At 41.0% G+C, this 17354-nt stretch carries 13 protein-coding genes; 6 read left to right on the forward strand and 7 right to left on the reverse strand.

From position 1 onward, the window contains the following. Positions 1-18 precede the first annotated feature (18 nt). The 6 genes from RMX69_RS18320 to RMX69_RS18345 all read left to right on the forward strand — a co-directional run bounded on the left by RMX69_RS18320 (position 19) and on the right by RMX69_RS18345 (position 5278). On the forward strand, positions 19-1119 hold the full coding sequence (locus RMX69_RS18320; RefSeq protein ID WP_289799575.1) for a glutamate-cysteine ligase family protein: 1101 nt from the start codon (positions 19-21) through the stop codon (positions 1117-1119). Positions 1120-1674: 555 nt separating this feature from the next. After that, positions 1675-2031 (forward strand): hypothetical protein, encoded by a 357-nt coding sequence (locus tag RMX69_RS18325; protein WP_289799574.1) that lies wholly within the window; start codon positions 1675-1677, stop codon positions 2029-2031. A gap of 438 nt (positions 2032-2469) precedes the next feature. Continuing rightward, positions 2470-3009 carry a Dps family protein gene (locus RMX69_RS18330; protein ID WP_289799573.1) on the forward strand — a complete coding sequence of 180 codons (540 nt, stop codon included), beginning with the start codon at positions 2470-2472 and terminating at the stop codon, positions 3007-3009. Positions 3010-3574: 565 nt separating this feature from the next. Then, positions 3575-4342 carry a ChaB family protein gene (locus RMX69_RS18335; protein WP_322638300.1) on the forward strand — a complete coding sequence of 256 codons (768 nt, stop codon included), beginning with the start codon at positions 3575-3577 and terminating at the stop codon, positions 4340-4342. 428 nt (positions 4343-4770) lie between these two features. Continuing rightward, entirely contained in the window at positions 4771-5004 is a 234-nt protein-coding gene (locus RMX69_RS18340) for a hypothetical protein (protein ID WP_289799571.1), read from the forward strand. Further along, positions 4997-5278: a hypothetical protein gene (locus tag RMX69_RS18345; protein ID WP_289799570.1), complete on the forward strand. Its 282-nt coding sequence runs from the start codon at positions 4997-4999 to the stop codon at positions 5276-5278. The genes RMX69_RS18340 and RMX69_RS18345 overlap by 8 nt, the downstream gene beginning before the upstream one ends. A 291-nt stretch (positions 5279-5569) precedes the next feature. Here the strand turns inward: RMX69_RS18345 and RMX69_RS18350 are convergent, their stop codons facing one another. From RMX69_RS18350 to RMX69_RS18380, 7 genes are all read right to left on the reverse strand, one after another. Next, positions 5570-6787, reverse strand: coding sequence for a glycosyltransferase family 4 protein (locus RMX69_RS18350; RefSeq protein WP_289799569.1), 1218 nt, complete (start codon positions 6785-6787; stop codon positions 5570-5572). 25 nt (positions 6788-6812) lie between these two features. Beyond that, positions 6813-8345, reverse strand: coding sequence for a response regulator (locus RMX69_RS18355; RefSeq protein WP_322638301.1), 1533 nt, complete (start codon positions 8343-8345; stop codon positions 6813-6815). Further along, positions 8345-14326, reverse strand: coding sequence for an AAA family ATPase (locus tag RMX69_RS18360; RefSeq protein ID WP_322638302.1), 5982 nt, complete (start codon positions 14324-14326; stop codon positions 8345-8347). The genes RMX69_RS18355 and RMX69_RS18360 overlap by 1 nt, the downstream gene beginning before the upstream one ends. Before the next feature lie 98 nt (positions 14327-14424). Beyond that, entirely contained in the window at positions 14425-15057 is a 633-nt protein-coding gene (locus RMX69_RS18365; RefSeq protein WP_322638303.1) for a response regulator transcription factor, read from the reverse strand. After that, entirely contained in the window at positions 15054-15890 is an 837-nt protein-coding gene (locus RMX69_RS18370) for a S1C family serine protease (RefSeq protein ID WP_322638304.1), read from the reverse strand. Before RMX69_RS18370 ends, RMX69_RS18365 begins: the two co-directional genes overlap by 4 nt. Before the next feature lie 331 nt (positions 15891-16221). Then, positions 16222-17133 carry a S1C family serine protease gene (locus tag RMX69_RS18375; protein ID WP_322638305.1) on the reverse strand — a complete coding sequence of 304 codons (912 nt, stop codon included), beginning with the start codon at positions 17131-17133 and terminating at the stop codon, positions 16222-16224. Beyond that, a complete protein-coding gene (locus RMX69_RS18380; protein ID WP_289799563.1) occupies positions 17096-17272 on the reverse strand; it encodes a hypothetical protein in 177 nt (58 codons plus the stop codon). The genes RMX69_RS18375 and RMX69_RS18380 overlap by 38 nt, the downstream gene beginning before the upstream one ends. Positions 17273-17354: the final 82 nt, after the last annotated feature.

Raw genomic sequence — 17354 nt, forward strand, 5'->3', positions numbered from 1 at the left:
AAATTAAGGTATATATTAATGTTTTTCTTTGGCATTGAACATGAAGTCGCTTTCTTAAACAAAGAAGGAAAGTTTGCTGATTTTTTCCACACAAAATTTGCTGATTTCAATCAAATTATTGCAAGGCTACCCACATACCCCAGTGACTATCCTCAACTCCGCGTCGGCGATGCGGGTATTAAAATGAAGAGATGGTACATTGAGGGATTTGAAAGATTTGCGGATTCTGATGAAGTGATAGATTGTCATGTTAAAGGTATTGAGATTAGAACAACTATCCATTCTAATATTCAAGGCGCTATTACTGAATTATCAGAAAGTTTTGACTTGCTACGTAAGGTTGCCGCTGACTTTGGCTTATCACCAGTTTTGGTTAGTTTCAATCCTTACAATCCAGCTTTTGAGCCTCAACCCCCATTAAACGATTATGAAATCAAACAGTTAGAAGCTTATCCTGACGAACAAACTGCGAATATTCACATGGTATCTTATGGGCCAGATTTAAATATTTCAGTGGCAGATTTGTCAACTGAAGATGTGATTGATATTGGCAAAAAGTTAACTTATTACAGTCCCTATATCGTTCCTTTTAGTTATAGCTCTCCCTTTTATAATGGAGGTTTATGGGATGGACTATCGGTACGAACATTTATCAGAACTGGAAAAAGACCAGCTACTCTGGTTTTTGTTCAAAAAGAAGAACAACTGATTAATAGCACACCTTCCTTAACAAAAATTGCCCGCATTCCGGCGGAAGTGGGACGCATCGAATTTAAGGCTTGTGATAGCTGTGATGATTTTTTCATCTACGCAGCTTTGCTGGCATTATTGAAAGGTTTGGTATTAGATAAAACCTTGCCAGGTAGAGCAACTGTACCCGATGCAGCCTTACACCAACTTTCCGCAAAAGAAGCATTTGACAACGAAGATATTTTTGAGAATGCCACAAAAGTCTTGCAAGCAGCCGAAGTTGCTTTAGGAGACGATCCAGATGTTCATTATTTGACACCATTAAAAGTGCTACTGGCGAAGCGAAAAACAAGATCCCATGAATTAATAGAAGTGTTCCATCGGGTAAGTTCAATAGAAGAGGTAATAAGGCAGACTTATCAAGTTTAAAGCAAAGATTTATTTTTCTCCTTTTATGAAAGGGGATTAAGAAGAATCTTTATATAAATTGATACTTTACAAATTTACTCTCAAGTGCATAATCATTAAAATTCTTGGAATTGGATAAAGTCAAGCTAACCGAACATAAATAGTAAAGCCATTACTCTGCCAAAACTAGATTAAGTCGATATACCTAGAGGATGATTTTATTGCAACTAAAGATGCAGTAAACTTCATTCTAGAGATTGATGCAGACGTTCGCTTTTTCAGAGTAAAAGTGTAAACAGGGAACCTGAAACGAAGAATTTCAATTATGAAATCTAATGATTTTGTGAAATCTAATGATTTTGCTAAAGAATTAAGGTGGTATTTGCTTATTATCCCTTACTAATCCGATGCAGAAAGACAAAAGAAATTTCTTCGTCAGGTTCGTTTTTCAAGAACTTCTAAATTGACGCGGAGCTTGCCATTTTTATCATTGCTTAAAATTGTTAAGTAAAGGTATATGCTTCGCTCTTTTAGTATAAAGTTCTGCGTTGTTAAAGCTGTTATCGAGGATTTCAAATGAAGACAATTGCTTCTGTTTTATCTACTTTCCGTCCAGTACGTTTTCTAGTAGTGGCTTTTACTTGCGCCATAGTATTATTCTCTAATGCTTTTCCTGCTTTTGCAATTGATAGTTACCAAAGTAACCCCACCGAAGGTACTACACAACTGCTTGAAATTCAGCGCAAAACTGACGAAGCTGCTAAAGAACCACCACAAGGATTGAAACAGGTTCAAAAAGAGTCTAATAAAGGACTCAATGAGGTTCAAGGAGCAGCTGATATTGACAAGCAAAAGAGTCCTGAAAATTCTCAGGGTGCAAAATCTGTGGAAGAAAAAGCAAATAATTTGTTAGACAAAATTACAGGTAAGTAACAGAGTTAATACCTTAGTAATTTTTCATTAATAATGGGTGATTGCTTTTACGCAATCACCCATTATTATTTATAATAGTAATATATCTATTTTTTTAGCTGATAAAAAGCAAGGATATATAGCTAATTGATATTTATAAATTATCGTCAGAATTCAGCACCCAGGTGGTCGCCGAGCCTGTCCTGAGCGTAGCCGTAAAGCCTGCGGCATAGCTACGCTTCGGGCGCAGCCTCTCGTAGAGAAGGGCGTAGCCGAGGTGAGTCAGGAGTCATAATTTATCATGAATCTAGATCGACCGAATAGTACTACCTATTAAGGCATAGGTATAACTATGTAATGTAAGAATTAATCTCAACTCATAATGTTTCCTTTGGTTGATGTGGATGATGGGGAAAATTTGGCAAATTAATAAATAAGTTTGCTTAGGGATGGAAAATAATGCGTGCGATAAACATTGGTTTGACCGAAGAACAGCGTCAAGGTGTAATTAATCTGTTGAATCAAGATTTGGCAGATGCCTATTTACTGTTGGTGAAAACCAAAAAGTACCACTGGGATGTCGTTGGTCCTCAGTTCCGCTCTTTGCACCAGCTTTGGGAAGAACACTACCAAAAGCTGACTCTAAATATTGATGCTTTGGCAGAGCGGGTTCGTGCTTTGGGTGGTTATCCAGTTGGCACATTGGAGGGATTTCTCAAGCTTGCTACCCTCAAGGAACATGCTGGTAATGTTCCCACAGCAACAGGAATGGTGGCTAATTTAGTGGACGATCACGAGCAGGTTATTCGCAATTTGAGAGATCATGTGGATCAGTCTGGTGAAAAGTTCCACGATCAGGGAACTGCTGACTTTTTAACTGGACTACTCGAACAGCATGAAGAGATAGCTTGGATGCTCCGTTCATTTATTGAAGGCGAGGCAATAGATGCAGATGGTAGAAAGCCAGCAGCAGGGGCTAAGACTCCTGTAGGTGTATAGCTGATACAGCACTGACAGCTATTATGCAATACAGACCGCCAGACAGACCGCCAGGGAATAGACCGCCAGGCAATAGAATTCCCTGTCTAATGGTGCAAGTCCTCTAGAAGAGGACTAGAAAAACTTGGGTTAAAGCACTGACAGCTATTATGCAATACAGTACAGTTTTTCTTTTTGCCCTTTTCTATCATAGCTTTCAGCTTTGAGGATGTACCTCATAGCTGCCGGAAGTGCTGTAACGTCTGAGTTGAGGATGACTATCTGTGAAACTAGTTAAAAGCAGGAATCAACCCTGCTTTTAAGTGGTGTAAAAGAATTAATCTGCCTGCATCTACCTCTTCACGATGCCAATTTTGGATTTTGGAATTGAAAATTGGTTCGTGCGCCAACATAACTTGAAGTGACTAGCGTCAAGTTGGGAGACGCATCCATGCGACTAGCTCTTTTATGTCGGAGAACCCGTCCACCGCGTGGTTTTCCGTTATGAGTGCAGTCAATCTAACTCAAATCCAAAATTGATTGGTCATCTTTATTGCAAAAACAACATAATACAGGGAGTTTTTAAGTGCCAGAAGTATATAAAGCAGAACGTACTATTTCTGCTGTATTCAAAGAGCAGAAGCAAATTGATGATGTAATTCGACGTTTATTAGACAGGGGTGTGCCTAGAGATCATATTTCGGTCATGGGCAGAAATTTCCAGTCGGAAACGAGAATCGCTGGCTTTATTAGTAAAAAAGATGTGATTCTAGGGGGTTTGAGAACAGGAGCAGTTTTTGGTTCCTTGTTTGGTTCCTTTCTCAGCTTGCTTACGGGTGTAGGCGTATTGTTTATTCCCTTTGTTGGGCCAATTGTGGCAGCAGGACCTATTGGTGCGGTGTTGTTGGGGGCTGCTAGCGGAGCGATCGCAGGTAGTGCAGGTGCCGGTTTAGTATCGGTTCTGACTACTTTGGGGATGCCAGAAGATAAAGCGGCTATCTACCAAACTCGCTTACAAGCTGGCGAATTTTTCGTGATGGCAGAAGTTCCGAGCGATCGCACTGGCGAATTTCAATTGCTGCTCGAAAGTGCTGGTGGCGAAGAAATTAATACGATTGAGAAAACTCTGGCTCGTTCTTGTTCTGGACAGTGCAACAGTCCAGCAGACTTGTCGCCTGAAGTTCGCGCTCATCTTTCTGATGAAGCTCAGAGTACATTCATTGAACGATATAATGCTGTACTCAATGAAAGAAGTGACGAGTTCACAGCCGAACAAGCTGCTTGGGAGACTATTCACCAACAATATGATGAAGATGAAAATGGTGTCTGGTCTAAAGCTAAGGTTAAAGCGTGAAGAAGGCAGGAGGTAGTGTTTCGACTACGCTCAACTGCCGCGTAGTCGAAACTCAACAACCATGCAGGAGACAGAAGGTAGTCGAAACACTGCCTCTCTTGTTAAACTACCGAGCAAGACTAGATATCAGGGATTTATAACAAATAAATTATCCAATATTGTGGGGTGGGCTTTGTGGCTTACCCCACAAAAAGTAAGTATATTAGCAAGAATATTGGAAGATTTGTAGATATTTATACGTATTATGGCAAGCGATCGCACTTAGATATAAATTGCCTACTCTGGGACTAGTTTGCATAACTTTGGGTACATTACCGCAAATGCGCTGATACTTTAATTTCCCCTCTTCATAAATTCCGCAAAAACACCGTTACGCTATTTCTGCTTGTGATCAAAACTTAGAGCATCCAGTTTATGAGGGCGGATTTATGACCAACCCTGTAAAGACGGTTATCCAAGTCAATCTGGAGATGGCTCTAGAAGTAGCTCAAGAATTGGAGCAAGCTCCATACACTCAACTCGGTGCTTATTGTTTGGAAATTTTACGGGAAATCGGATGTGGTGGTACTGAACTCCCTGTTAACTTACAAACTCGCGATCAGCAGCTAAACTTCATTACAGGCTTTGCATCTTATGCTTTTGGGGAGGTACAAAGTGTATAAAGCATTAATCGATGATATATTTTCTGATTACGAAGATACAGAAGAAACTACTTTTCCTGCTACAGATGAAGATTTGTTAATTTTAACAGAAAAATTTTTAGGGTTTGAAATTCCCTCAAAGGTTTTCTTACAAGCTATAGCCATTGCTGATTACGACGGTGAAGCTGCTTTTCGCTACGTTGATAATTATTTGACTACTCTCAAGAATAAGAATAAGCGTAAGCAGAAGAAATTACTTGTGTTAGGTTGTTCGACTAGATTTGACAATAATTGATGTGCTGATTCATGAGATAACTAAAAACCAATACGATTTAGATAAGATCATTTGTACGACCGATGTAGAGACGTTGCAATACAACGTCTCTACACATATTTATCCCACAGAGATAAGAAAGAACAATTAGCAATTATCTAGACAAGCATTTTTAATGTGTGCTAATTACGAACTACGAACTTGTACTGAGTTTCGACTTCGCTCAACTACCGCGTAGCCATAAAGCCTGCGGCATAGCTACGCTTCGGGCGCAGCCTCTCCAAGAGTTGTATTACGAATTACGAATTAGTATTACTCTCTCCCAAGACAAACTTGTTCATAGCTTTTACCAGCCATATCCCAAGTGAATTCTGTTTCTACCAGTTCTCTGCCATTGTGAGACAATTCTGAACGCAGATGTGGACGCTCGAATAGTTGACTAATAGCGGTGACGTACTCTGCTGGTTTATTGGCTCGTAATGCCCGTAATGGATGACTAGCAACATCTACAGCTAATCCCTCTAAGCCGCGATCGCTGGCTACTACAGGTATACCAGCTGCCATTGCCTCTAAAGTTTTATTTTTAATACCAAACCCAGTCCGCATCGGTACAACGCAGATGGTGGCTCGATGTAAATATTCTGCCATCGAAGGTACACGCCCTAGCACATTAATTCCTGGTTTTTTATCAAGTGCTAAAACTTCTGCCACTGGGTGAGAACCGACAATATCAAAAGTTGTATCGGGATAGAATTTTTGGATTTCTGGCAAGACTTCGTTGCTGAAAAAGCAGACAGCATCAATATTTGCTAAATTATCCATTGCACCAATAAAAATTAGGCGATGTCCTCCGGGATCGGTGGTACGCCTAGGAAAAGAAACTAAATCTACGCCATTGGGAATAACTGTAATTTCACTATTGGGGTTAAATTCTTGTAGTTGAATTTTATCTTCTTGTGTTGTCGCCACAATTGCCGAAAATTTAGCGCAGTAGTTTTGCTCATAACGCCACAAAAGTGGCAGATTAATTTTGTCTCTGAGTGAATTTTCGGAAATGCCTGTTGCTAATTGGTTCTGACAGGTAGCGTAAACAGAACTATGAACATTAACGATGGTTTTTAGCTGTTTCTGAAAATGTGGCTGCACATAAATCTCATTAACGCTATGTTCGCAGGTAATGACATCACATTTTCCCGCTTCCACCCAGTTATTAACCCATGTTTGCATCTCAACTGAGTAGCGGTCAAGTACACTTGGCGGTGTTCCCTGCTGCAAAAATCTCCCAAATCGCTGTATTTTCTTGAATATTCCGGTGGATCGAGAATCTGGCGGGCGTTCAAAAATCACGAGATGATCTACACAATCACGTAATCCTGCTACTTCTGCGTCTGTAACATCACTCTCGCGTTGAGTCACAAGGGTGACATTATGGCGTTGACTTAAGTACTTGAGTAAATTAAATGTTCTAACTTGGGTTCCTCCGCGCGTTGGTGGGTAAGGAAAAGTGGAAGATAGCATTAAAATGTTCATACAAGCGTTTTCAAAAGTTTTTAGTTTAGGCAAAATAGGACGATGCAGGCACAGTCAATTCTAAAGGGTGCGATCGCATCGGAATTTTAATCATAAACTCTGTTCCCTGACCGGGTGCTGAGATACACGTTATTTGACCACCATGTTTAGAAACAATAATTTCCTGGCTAATCGACAAGCCTAAACCCGTGCCTCTACCTACGGGTTTTGTTGTAAAGAAGGGGTCAAATAGGCGATCGCGTACTTCTTCTGTTATTCCGGGGCCAGTATCGCCAATCCAAATAGTCACAAACTCATTGTCAGTTACTTCGGTGCGAATCCGAATCGTACTGCGGCAAAAGTAAATTTCCTGGGGCGATCGCTCTTTATCATATTCCTCCAAAGCATCAATTGCATTCGCCAGTAGATTCATAAACACTTGGTTGAGTTGTCCTGCATAACACTCCACAAGCGGTAGATCGCCATACTCTTTAACAAGTTGAATCCCTAGTTGGTTAGAACTAGCTTTAAACCGATTGTGCAAAATCAGCAGCGTGCTATCTAGCCCAGCGTGAATATCCACTGGCTTCATTTGGGCTTCATCCACGTGTGAAAAAATCCGTAACGACTGAATAATCTCGCGGATGCGGTCAGCCCCAACCTTCATCGAACTCAGCAATTTAGGTAGGTCTTCACTGAGAAATTCTAAATCTATCGCCTCAGCCAGTTGTTGAATTTCAGGTAGCGGTGAGGGAGTGTACTTAGCATAGAGGTTCAAGAGGTCGAGTAAGCCTTGGGTATATTCATAGGCGTGAATCAAATTCCCATAGATAAAGTTGACGGGATTGTTAATTTCATGGGCGACACCCGCCACCAATTGTCCTAGACTAGACATTTTCTCACTATGAACCAGTTGACTTTGAGTTTCTTGAAGTTGGCGAAAGGCAAGTTCTAGCTGATTGGCTTGTTCTCGATAGCGTGCTTCTGATTCCTGCAATGCTTGCTCTGTCAAAATGCGCTCTTGGATTTCCTGTTGCAGCAGATGATTAGATTCTCCAAGTGCAGATGTCCTTTCTTGCACCCGTTCTTCTAACTCAGATGTCAGTTTTAAGAGGGCGTTTTCTGCCTTAGTCCGCTCTTGAATCTCCTGTTCTAGATGCACATTTTGCTCTTGTAGTCTTTTAGTCAGATTTCGGATGCTTAAATGGATTTTGACACGGGCTAAAACTTCTTCATGCTGAAGCGGCTTAGTGATGTAATCCACCGCCCCAAGATTCAACCCTCTGACCTTATCAACCGTCTCAGAAAGCGCCGTCATAAAGATTACGGGGATGTCTTTAGTTGATTCTTGAGCTTTCAAGTGTTCACAAGTTTCAAACCCATCCATACCAGGCATGAGTACATCTAACAAAATTAGATCGGGGAGAGCATATTCGACCTGTTCAATTGCATCTTCGCCATCCTGCGCCACCAACACTTGGAAGCCAGAATCAGCCAAGAAATCAAATAACACTCCTAAGTTTGTCGGGTTGTCATCAACGATTAAAATAATGCCATTTTCGATGTTTAAAATACTCATTAATTTACCCCTACGTTTTTTAAAATTTCACGAATTTTTTTAATTTGAAAACCTTTAGCTAACTGACGCAACTCTAAAGAAAAAGGTGCATATTTTACATCCATTTTTTCCAAACAATCAACTTGTTCTACAATACCTTTAAGATCGCCTTTCATTGCTAAATTCAACAGAATTGCAATTTCGTCTGCGGAGGGAACTACCAATGATTGCTGAGAGTTCTCTGCTTGATTACCTTTAGATACTTTTTCACCATCTTCATAAATCCATTCCAGTTCTAAGTGATACTGTAACTTTTCTAAAAGCTCTGTTATGCGGATGGGCTTAGGTAGAAAATCATTGCAACCCGCCTCTCTACTTTTGTTGAGATCGAAATCAAAAACACTGGCAGAAGTGCCAATTATTATTACATTCTTTAGTTCAGGCGATCGCCTAATGCGGCGTGTAGTTTCAAAGCCATTCATTTGAGGCATCATCAAGTCCATTAAGATACAATCTGGATTTAATTCAAATGCCTTATTAAGACAATCTTGACCATCTACTGCTTCGATCATTTCAAATCCTAAAGGCGATAGCATCTTGACCAAAATTGCCCGATTTTCTGGTCTGTCATCTGCCACGATAACTTTCCGCTTATCGCCTTTAAAACTTTGGATATTTCGTTGCTCTTTTTTGATAACATCAGCGTATTTAGAAACTTCGGGCAAATCTAAATCAAAGAAGAAAATGCTCCCTTTTCCTAAGCTACTCTTCACCTGGATTTCGCCACCCATCATCTGAACTAATTGGCGGGTAATTGCCAGTCCCAATCCCGTTCCTTCTGCTTTGCGATTGTGATCTCCTACCTGCTGGAATGGCAAAAATATCTCTTCTAATTGCTCTGGTGCCATGCCAATTCCTGTATCTTCCACCTGAAACCGAATTTTACCTTCCTGATAGCCGACTTTGAAAGCCACGCCTCCAGTTTCAGTAAACTTAACGGCATTACCCAGTAAGTTAATCAAAGCTTGCCGCAACCGTTTTTCATCAGCCTTGACACCTATAGGAAGTTGAGTAACCTGTTCAAAAATTAAGCAAATACCTTTTTGTTCGGCGCGGATACGGCAGATTTCGGCAATGCCTTCGAGAAATTCTGGGAAATGAAAATCCGTTAGGTGGAGTTCCATTTTTCTCGCTTCAATTTTAGAGAGGTCTAAAATGTCATTGATCAGGTTTAAGAGATGGTCGCCACACTGATAAATAATGTTCACACCATCTTTTTGTGAGTTAGTTAAACTTTTTTCACGCTTGAGGATTTGGGCGTAACCCAAAATGCCATTAAGTGGTGTTCTCAGTTCATGACTCATGTTGGCGAGGAAATCACTCTTAGCACGGTTGGCTGATTGTGCAGTTTCTTCTGCTTTTTGCAGATGCACATTTTTTTCTTGTAACTCTAAAGTTCGTTCTTGTACTTTGGCTTCTAAGTTAGTGTTGGCTAATTTCAAGTCTTTATAAAGACGAGCATTTTCAATGGAAATCGCCGCTTGAGAGGATAACAGTTGTAATACTTCTAAGCGATCTGATGTAAATGCGCCAATGGTGAGATTATTTTCTAAATAAAGGATGCCACTAAGTTTTCCTTGATGGATGAGCGGTGTACATAAAACCGATTTGGGTTGATGGGTAGCGATGTATGTATCTGTGGTAAATGTTCCTTCACAAGTTGCATTGCTGAGGACAACATTTTCTTTAGTTCGGGCTACATACTTAATCAGTGAAATTGGTAGCTGCTGACTGGTTGATACTGGAATTTTTTGTAGCACAGTTACATCGGTTTTGTCTACTGCTCCTGATGCTTCTATTAGTAAGTCTCCTGATGTTTCTAAAATTAGGTAGCCTGTTTGAGCGCCAGCATTTTCTAGCACAATTGTCATTAATTTAGCGAGCAAATTGCTCAAAACTATTTCTCCAGAAAGAGCTTGAGATGCTTTCATAACTGTGGCTAAATCCAGCGAGTCGGAAGCATTTTCATCCGTAGAGCTAATTATCCGAGTCGCGTTCGTACTGACGGTTTCTCGCTTTGATATCCGAAATAGTTGGGGATATCTTTTTTCCAAGTCTTTGACTTTTGCCTTCGCTCCCCAACAACCATATCCATAGTAGGCATCGTTGAGATAAGTATTAGCAACTTTCTCTCTACCACAAGCGAAATAGAACTCTGCTGCTAGTTCCGAGGCTAGGGCTTCTTCTTGAATATATCCATGTTCTCTGGCTCCAGTTATTGCTCGGTCATAAAACGCGATCGCTTTGGCATCTTGTTGCAATACTCGCGCTTTTTCTGCTTCCACGAGATCGTATTTATGCTGATAGTTGGCAGGAGAATGCAACGCCCATTGCTTCATTTTTTTCTGCTGCGCTATCACTTGGCTGAAATATTGTTGGCGTAGCTTGCTGCCGTAAGCATCGCTTTTTGATACACCGGAATACAAAGCTAGGAGAGTCAGAGAGGAGTAGAACTTGTGTTCGGCTTTGTACATCAACCCTAGTCCACCTTGTTCGTATTTTTCTGCCAGCAAGGCATTCTCAGCGGCGCGATCGTAATTTTTAAATAAATAACCCAGAATCAGTTTAGAAACATAGATAGGATAAATAGCCATGTAATTATTGCTATTTATCAAAATTGGCAACATTTTATTTTCATCAAAACTTTCGCCAATTAATCGATATGGTTCCGATGTTTTCTTAATTAAATTCAAACCTGTTTGTCGGACTATCTTAGCATAAATTATTTGAAACTCTTGTTTGGTTCTTTGCATCAAAGCAATATAATGTGCCTGTTTTTGGAGAGCTATTTCTAGATTTTCACCGATAAAAAACAAATGCGTACAATAAAAACAAGCCGAATAAGAAGCATATTCTAAATCTCCTGTTTCTAGCCCTCTTTGGACACCCTCAATTAACGGCTCTATAGTATTAATAGCTGGTTCTTTCCAATGCCTGATAAAATAATTAAATGTTTCATAGATTTTCGCCGTCATCTCCTTCGCATTGAATTGATTTAACAGCTTTAAGCCTAGCTGACCAAATTGATAGCCAGAATCCATGTCTTCAAAAGCGCCACATAGGAACATTCCATAAAGTACATACGCATAAGCTGACAGAGGAGAGTTTCCATCTTTGAGACAGAGATTGGTCATTTTAAAAACGACCTGGGGATAAAGTTCGGGTGCTGCAATATAAACCGGAGGAATCAGATTGATTAAGACTCGCAGGGCAGCTAATTTATAAACATCAGTCATTTCTGGCAATTCTATTAAATCCTCAATCCGTTTTCCTCCTAAATTCAATCTAGTCAGTCTTGTTGGGGATTTAGCTGCTAAAGGCAAACCTAGCATTTTCAGCACTTGCAATCCAGTATTTAACGCAGCTTGCATTTGGTTTTTAGCAATATAAAACTGCATTTTTGTCTCATACACCTGGACTCGATCGAGTAGATTTTTTGCTTGTGACAAAACTACATCAGAAAGCATTTCTGCTCGCTCGAAATTAGTGTTGAGAAATTCTACTGCTGCTGTTTCTACATAGAGGTTGAGTGTCATGTCATACTGACACTGCCAACTATCTGCCGCAAGTAGTTCCAAACCTACATTTAAATATTTAACAGATGATTCATACGCTGTTGCTGCTTTTGCTTTCTGTCCAGCTATAAGATTGAGTTGAGCTAGTCTATCTTTTTGAGGCTGTTGGGTAATGAATTCAGCACCAACATTCAGTTGGTTGACAATTTCAAAAATGTTTTCTTCAATGTCCGTTTCCGAGGTATGTTTGAGTAGCAATTCACCGATTTTTAGGTGAGTCTGTTTTTTCTGATCATCTGGAATGAGAGAATAAGACGCTTGCTGCACCCGGTCGTGTAAGAATTTATAGGTGATGGGTGATGGGGGCTGGTTAATGTGCGATCGCCTATTCTCAGTCTCCATTTGTTCTGAGTCAAAAACAAGCGGTGTTTTGTAGGAATTGTTGAGGGGTAGAACCAAACCTGATTGCAGAGCTTCCCACAAATCGGCTGCTGTTTCTGACTGAGATGTTTTATTAATAATCGTCAACATATCTAAAGTAAATTTGTCTCCAATACAGGCAGCCAACTTTAATACACTCTGGGTTTTTTCAGATAACTTTTGAATTTGACTAACCATCAATTCAACGACATTATCAGTTATATTAACTCCCTGAATAAACTCAATATTCCATTGCCAAAAACTGCGCTCAAAGTCAAAGGATAACAAATTATCCTGATAAAGAGATTTGAGTAACTGAGTTAAGAAAAATGGGTTGCCTTGGGTTTTTGTAAAAACTAATTCAGCTAGCGGCTTTACCTTTAAAACTTCACTACGAAGAGTATCGGCTACTAACTGATTGACATGAGCAATATCCAAAAGCTGGAGGATAATGTTATTTACGATCGCACCAGTCTTTTGAATCTCCTCCAAGGTCTGAATCAAAGGATGAGTGACACTTACTTCGTTATCTCGATACGCACCAATTAGCAATAGATATTGGCTATCTGGGTCGGTCATAATTAACTGGATAAGCTTGAGGGAAGCTGAATCTGCCCACTGCAAGTCATCCAGAAACAAAACTAGCGGATGTTCGGGTTGACTAAATACATGAATGAATTGTTGAAACACCCGATTAAATCGGTTTTGTGATTCTGATGAACCTAATTGAGGAACTGCTAGCTGCGGGCCAATAATCCGTTCTAATTCGGGAATAACGTCTATAATTACTTGACAATTGGAACCGAGGGCATCTATTAGCTTTGATTTCCAAACGGCGATTTGGTCATCGGTTTCTGTTAGCAATTGCCGCATCAAATCTTGGAATGCTTGAATGAGAGAAGCAAAAGGAATATTCCGCTTGAATTGGTCAAATTTACCGGAGATAAAATAACCTCGCTGGCGCACAATCGGTTTATGAACTTCGGAAACTAAACACGATTTACCGATGCCTGAGTAACCAGAAACTAGCATCATTTCTGTAGTACCAGAACTGACGCGATCGAATGCTTCTAACAAAGTAGCAACTTCTATTTCCCGCCCGTAGAGTTTTTGCGGGATGGAAAATTGGCTGTATGAATCTAGTTGACCGACAATAAAGTGGGAAATCTCGCCATCCGTTTGTAACTGAGTCAGACAGGTTTCTAAATCGGCTTTTAATCCTAGAGAGCTTTGATATCTATCTTCAGCAGTTTTAGCTAACAATTTCATTACAATGTCAGAAACCGCTAAGGGAATTTTTGGATTGAACTCTTGAGGCGTTATTGGGGTTTTGGCAATATGGCAATGAACAAATTCCAGAGGGTCAGCAGCATTAAAGGGCAGCGAACCTGTCAACATTTCATAAAAGGTAACGCCTAAAGAATAGAAGTCGGTACGGTAATCAATTGACCGATTCATTCGTCCGGTTTGCTCCGGTGACATATAGGCGAGAGTGCCTTCTAATAAATTAGGATTGCTGATGCTTTGATTTTCTTTTTCTAACCGCGATGCAATACTGAAGTCGATAATTTTAACTTGCCCGGTTTTTGGGTTAATAACGATATTGTCAGGTTTAATATCTTTATGAATAATCTTGGCTTGATGCAGTTGAGTGAGAGTAGATGCTAGCTGAATGGCTATTGTAAGAAATTCGGTTAATGACAATTGGCGATCGCTAATATACTTTTTCAGAGATTCTGCACCAAAGTCTGCCAAAATTAGGGCTAAACCGTTATGATGATTTTCTAAAGCTAAAGACTTAACAATTCCTTCTATATCTACTAATGTCTGTGATATTTTATATTCATGTCTGAGTCGGGTTAGTTCTTCGAGGCTGGGATACTCGGCTTTCAGGGCTTTAACGATCGCAAGGGTTTGATCTAAATCCTTGGAAGCGCGATAAATAACAGTATCCACACCTTCATGCAGAGCTTCAATAAAGTTGTAACCGGGAAGGACAGGTATCATTTTTCTAAGCTTGAGTAGTGCTTTATTTAGGATTCCCAGCCAACCCAAAATTTCTCTAAGGCTAAATAAAGCTCAACATTTAAAAAAATGACTAAAGATCAAAGCATAATCAAACCCAGTCGCACACCCACAGCAACAGCCTCGGTGCGGCTAGAGACACTGAGCTTTTGAAAAATGGATGAAAGATGAAATTTGACGGTATGCTCAGAAATATGTAAACGTTTTGCGATCGCTTTATTTCCCAAGCCTGACCCAAGCATTCCTAAAACCTCTATCTCCCGTGGTGTCAAGCTTTGTACGGGATTCGTTACCACTTTTTCGCGGATAGACAGTAATTCTACAGCATCCGGGTGCAGCACCAGCAAACCAAAAGCGATCGCTTCTACAGCCGCAACAATTTCTGACTCTGTACTATTACTGGGCAATATCCCGCGGATACCAGAACGTAAGGCTGTCTCTAAGTCGATGCTGTCGAGTTCTTCAACAATGACGATCGTTCCTAATGGGTATTGCTGTTCTTGAATAACCAGCAATTTTTCCCATACCGCTTGTTGAAAATTCCCGCTCAAATCTACCAGCACCACATCCGGCTGTAATTGCTCAACTTCACTCGTCAAGACATCCAAATCGGATGCACTCCCCACAACCGTTAACCGAGGATTGGTAGTTACCACAGCTGATAACCCTGCTCGCACCACAGGGGAAGTAGCAACCACCATCACCCGGATCATGTCGCCTCCACAGCAGTTTTATCGGACTGCACGGCAACATAAATCACGAATTGCTGTCTACCGCGTAAGAGTTGTAGCGGCACAGATCCTTTACTTTCATGGAGATATTTGGTTAAGTCATTCATGCTAGTGAATAATCGCCCCGAAACTCCAATTAAAACATCGCCGATTTGCACACCAGCATTTTCTGCTGCACTGTCAGGTAAAATTGACAGCACCAATAAACCCAAGCTACGCCTACTTAAAAGCACAGGTTGCAGTGTAACTCCCAGCCGCGGACGACTATTTCCCTGTAAAAAACGCTCAACGGTGTTGCTGGGAACTGCCACAGCCAAACCATTAGCAATCATCGTGTTAATTCCCACAACTCGACCGAGACAATCGGCAAGTGGCCCCCCAGAATTACCAGGATACAGCTGCAAATCGGCCATAACTGCTCGTGGATTATTTGCATGGATAATTCCAGTTGTCACAGCGCCACTGTCAGCAAAGGGATTACCCACCGCTAAGACTAATTCACCCACTCGTAGCGCTTCAGAATTGCCGATAGTTGCAGCAGTTAAATCAGTGGCAACAATTTTCAGAGCTGCTAAATCCTGCTGTGGATCGAATTGGGTACGCACCGCATCAAATACCCTTCCGTCTGCTAATTCCACAGTTGCGCGATTGCTGGTTGCCACGTGGGCATTAGTGATAATTAGTCCGTCAGGTTGCCAAATTACGCCAGAACCGACTCCCAGAGAGCCGCTTTTTACTTTGACAGTGCGTAGGCGTAATTTAGCAGCTACCTCTGTCAGTTCCGCAGCGACGTTAGTTAATGTTGTGTTTGCCATGTTATACAGTTTTTGAGCGTGTCAAAGTAAAATCAATCAAACGTTCCAGCAAAAAGGTTGAAATTCCGAGTTCAGAGGCTCAACGTTCGAGCAAAAAGGTCAAAGTTCCGAGTTCAAAGCTTGAACGTTTGAGCAAAAAGGTCAAAATTCTGCGTTCAAAGCTTGAATGTTCGAGCAAAAAAGTCGAAGTTCCGCGTTCAAAGTTTGAACATTTGAGCAAAAAGGTCAAAGTTCCGTGTTCAGAGGTCAAAGTTTCGAGTTCAGAAGCTCAAATGAATAGAAAATTTAGATAAATCTTCACAAAGCTAGTTAAACTCATCCCAATTTGGGATTATTCCTCCTTTGTAGGTCGTTCGCCAACTGCGATCGCTAACTCAATTAACACTCCACCCCGGACAACTTGCACGTTGACAGCTTTACCAATGCGATCGCTACTATTGAGCAGCGCCAACACATCACCTGTGTCGCCCACAGTTACGCCATCGAACGTTACCAAAACATCGCCAAGCAGCACACCTGCATTGTCAGCTGGCCCCGCAGCCTCAACGTTGACAACAATTACCCCAGTTGCCGAACTTAAATTGAGAGCAGTTTTCAGGTTATTTGGTAAACGCACAGGTTGCATTCCCACACCCAAGTAGCCCTTAGAAATGCGTCCTTTTGCTACTAATTGGTCAACTACGCGATCGACTGTAGCAGTAGGAATAGTCAGAGCAGTACCACGCCGCCCCGATGTATTCATGCCTACCACAAAACCCGCCGCATCTACGAGCGGCCCACCTGCAAAGCCAGAGTATAAGGTGATGTCTGGGCGGATGAATTGGTCAATATTCCCGCCATTCATACTCCGCCAAGCACCGCTAACCACACTCACTGCACCCATCGCCGCTCTTAAATCACCTTCGCCACCTCTTGCCAGTCCTAATACCAGATGCCCAACTTTGAGCGTTTTAGCATCGCCAACTTTTGCCACGGGTATTTCTACATTTTCTAGCTTAAAAACAGCTATATCGGTGCTAGAGTCATGACCGACGAGTGTTACTGGTGCAGTACTACCATTTGATAAGGTAATGGTGATATTGTCATAGCGCTGGAGGCACTCATCAGAGGTAACAATAATGCCATTACGCCAGTGAATGCCACTTTGGGAAACACGAGTACCGCCATTTACCGCAACTACAGCACTTCCAGCTTGTTCTACGGTGTCAGCTAAACTGTTTGACAAAGCCAGTAATGAAGACATAAGATTTTTCTGCCAACTTTCTTAGATGTTCATATCGTGCCGTTTTATCAACACAGATGGCATCGGAAAAATGGGGAGAATTCATCCTAGAAAAATGGCTAGGATTTACATCAGCTTTTTGGTCTTGCTGAATAGACATAGGAGTGAAATTAAATATGCGTTATCTAAAACCCTTGTAGAGACCTAGTAATGCTACATCTCTAGATTCTTTTTTAGATTTG

Source organism: Nostoc sp. EspVER01 (genome assembly GCF_034530635.1).
In the GTDB taxonomy this organism is placed as follows: Bacteria; Cyanobacteriota; Cyanobacteriia; order Cyanobacteriales; family Nostocaceae; genus Nostoc.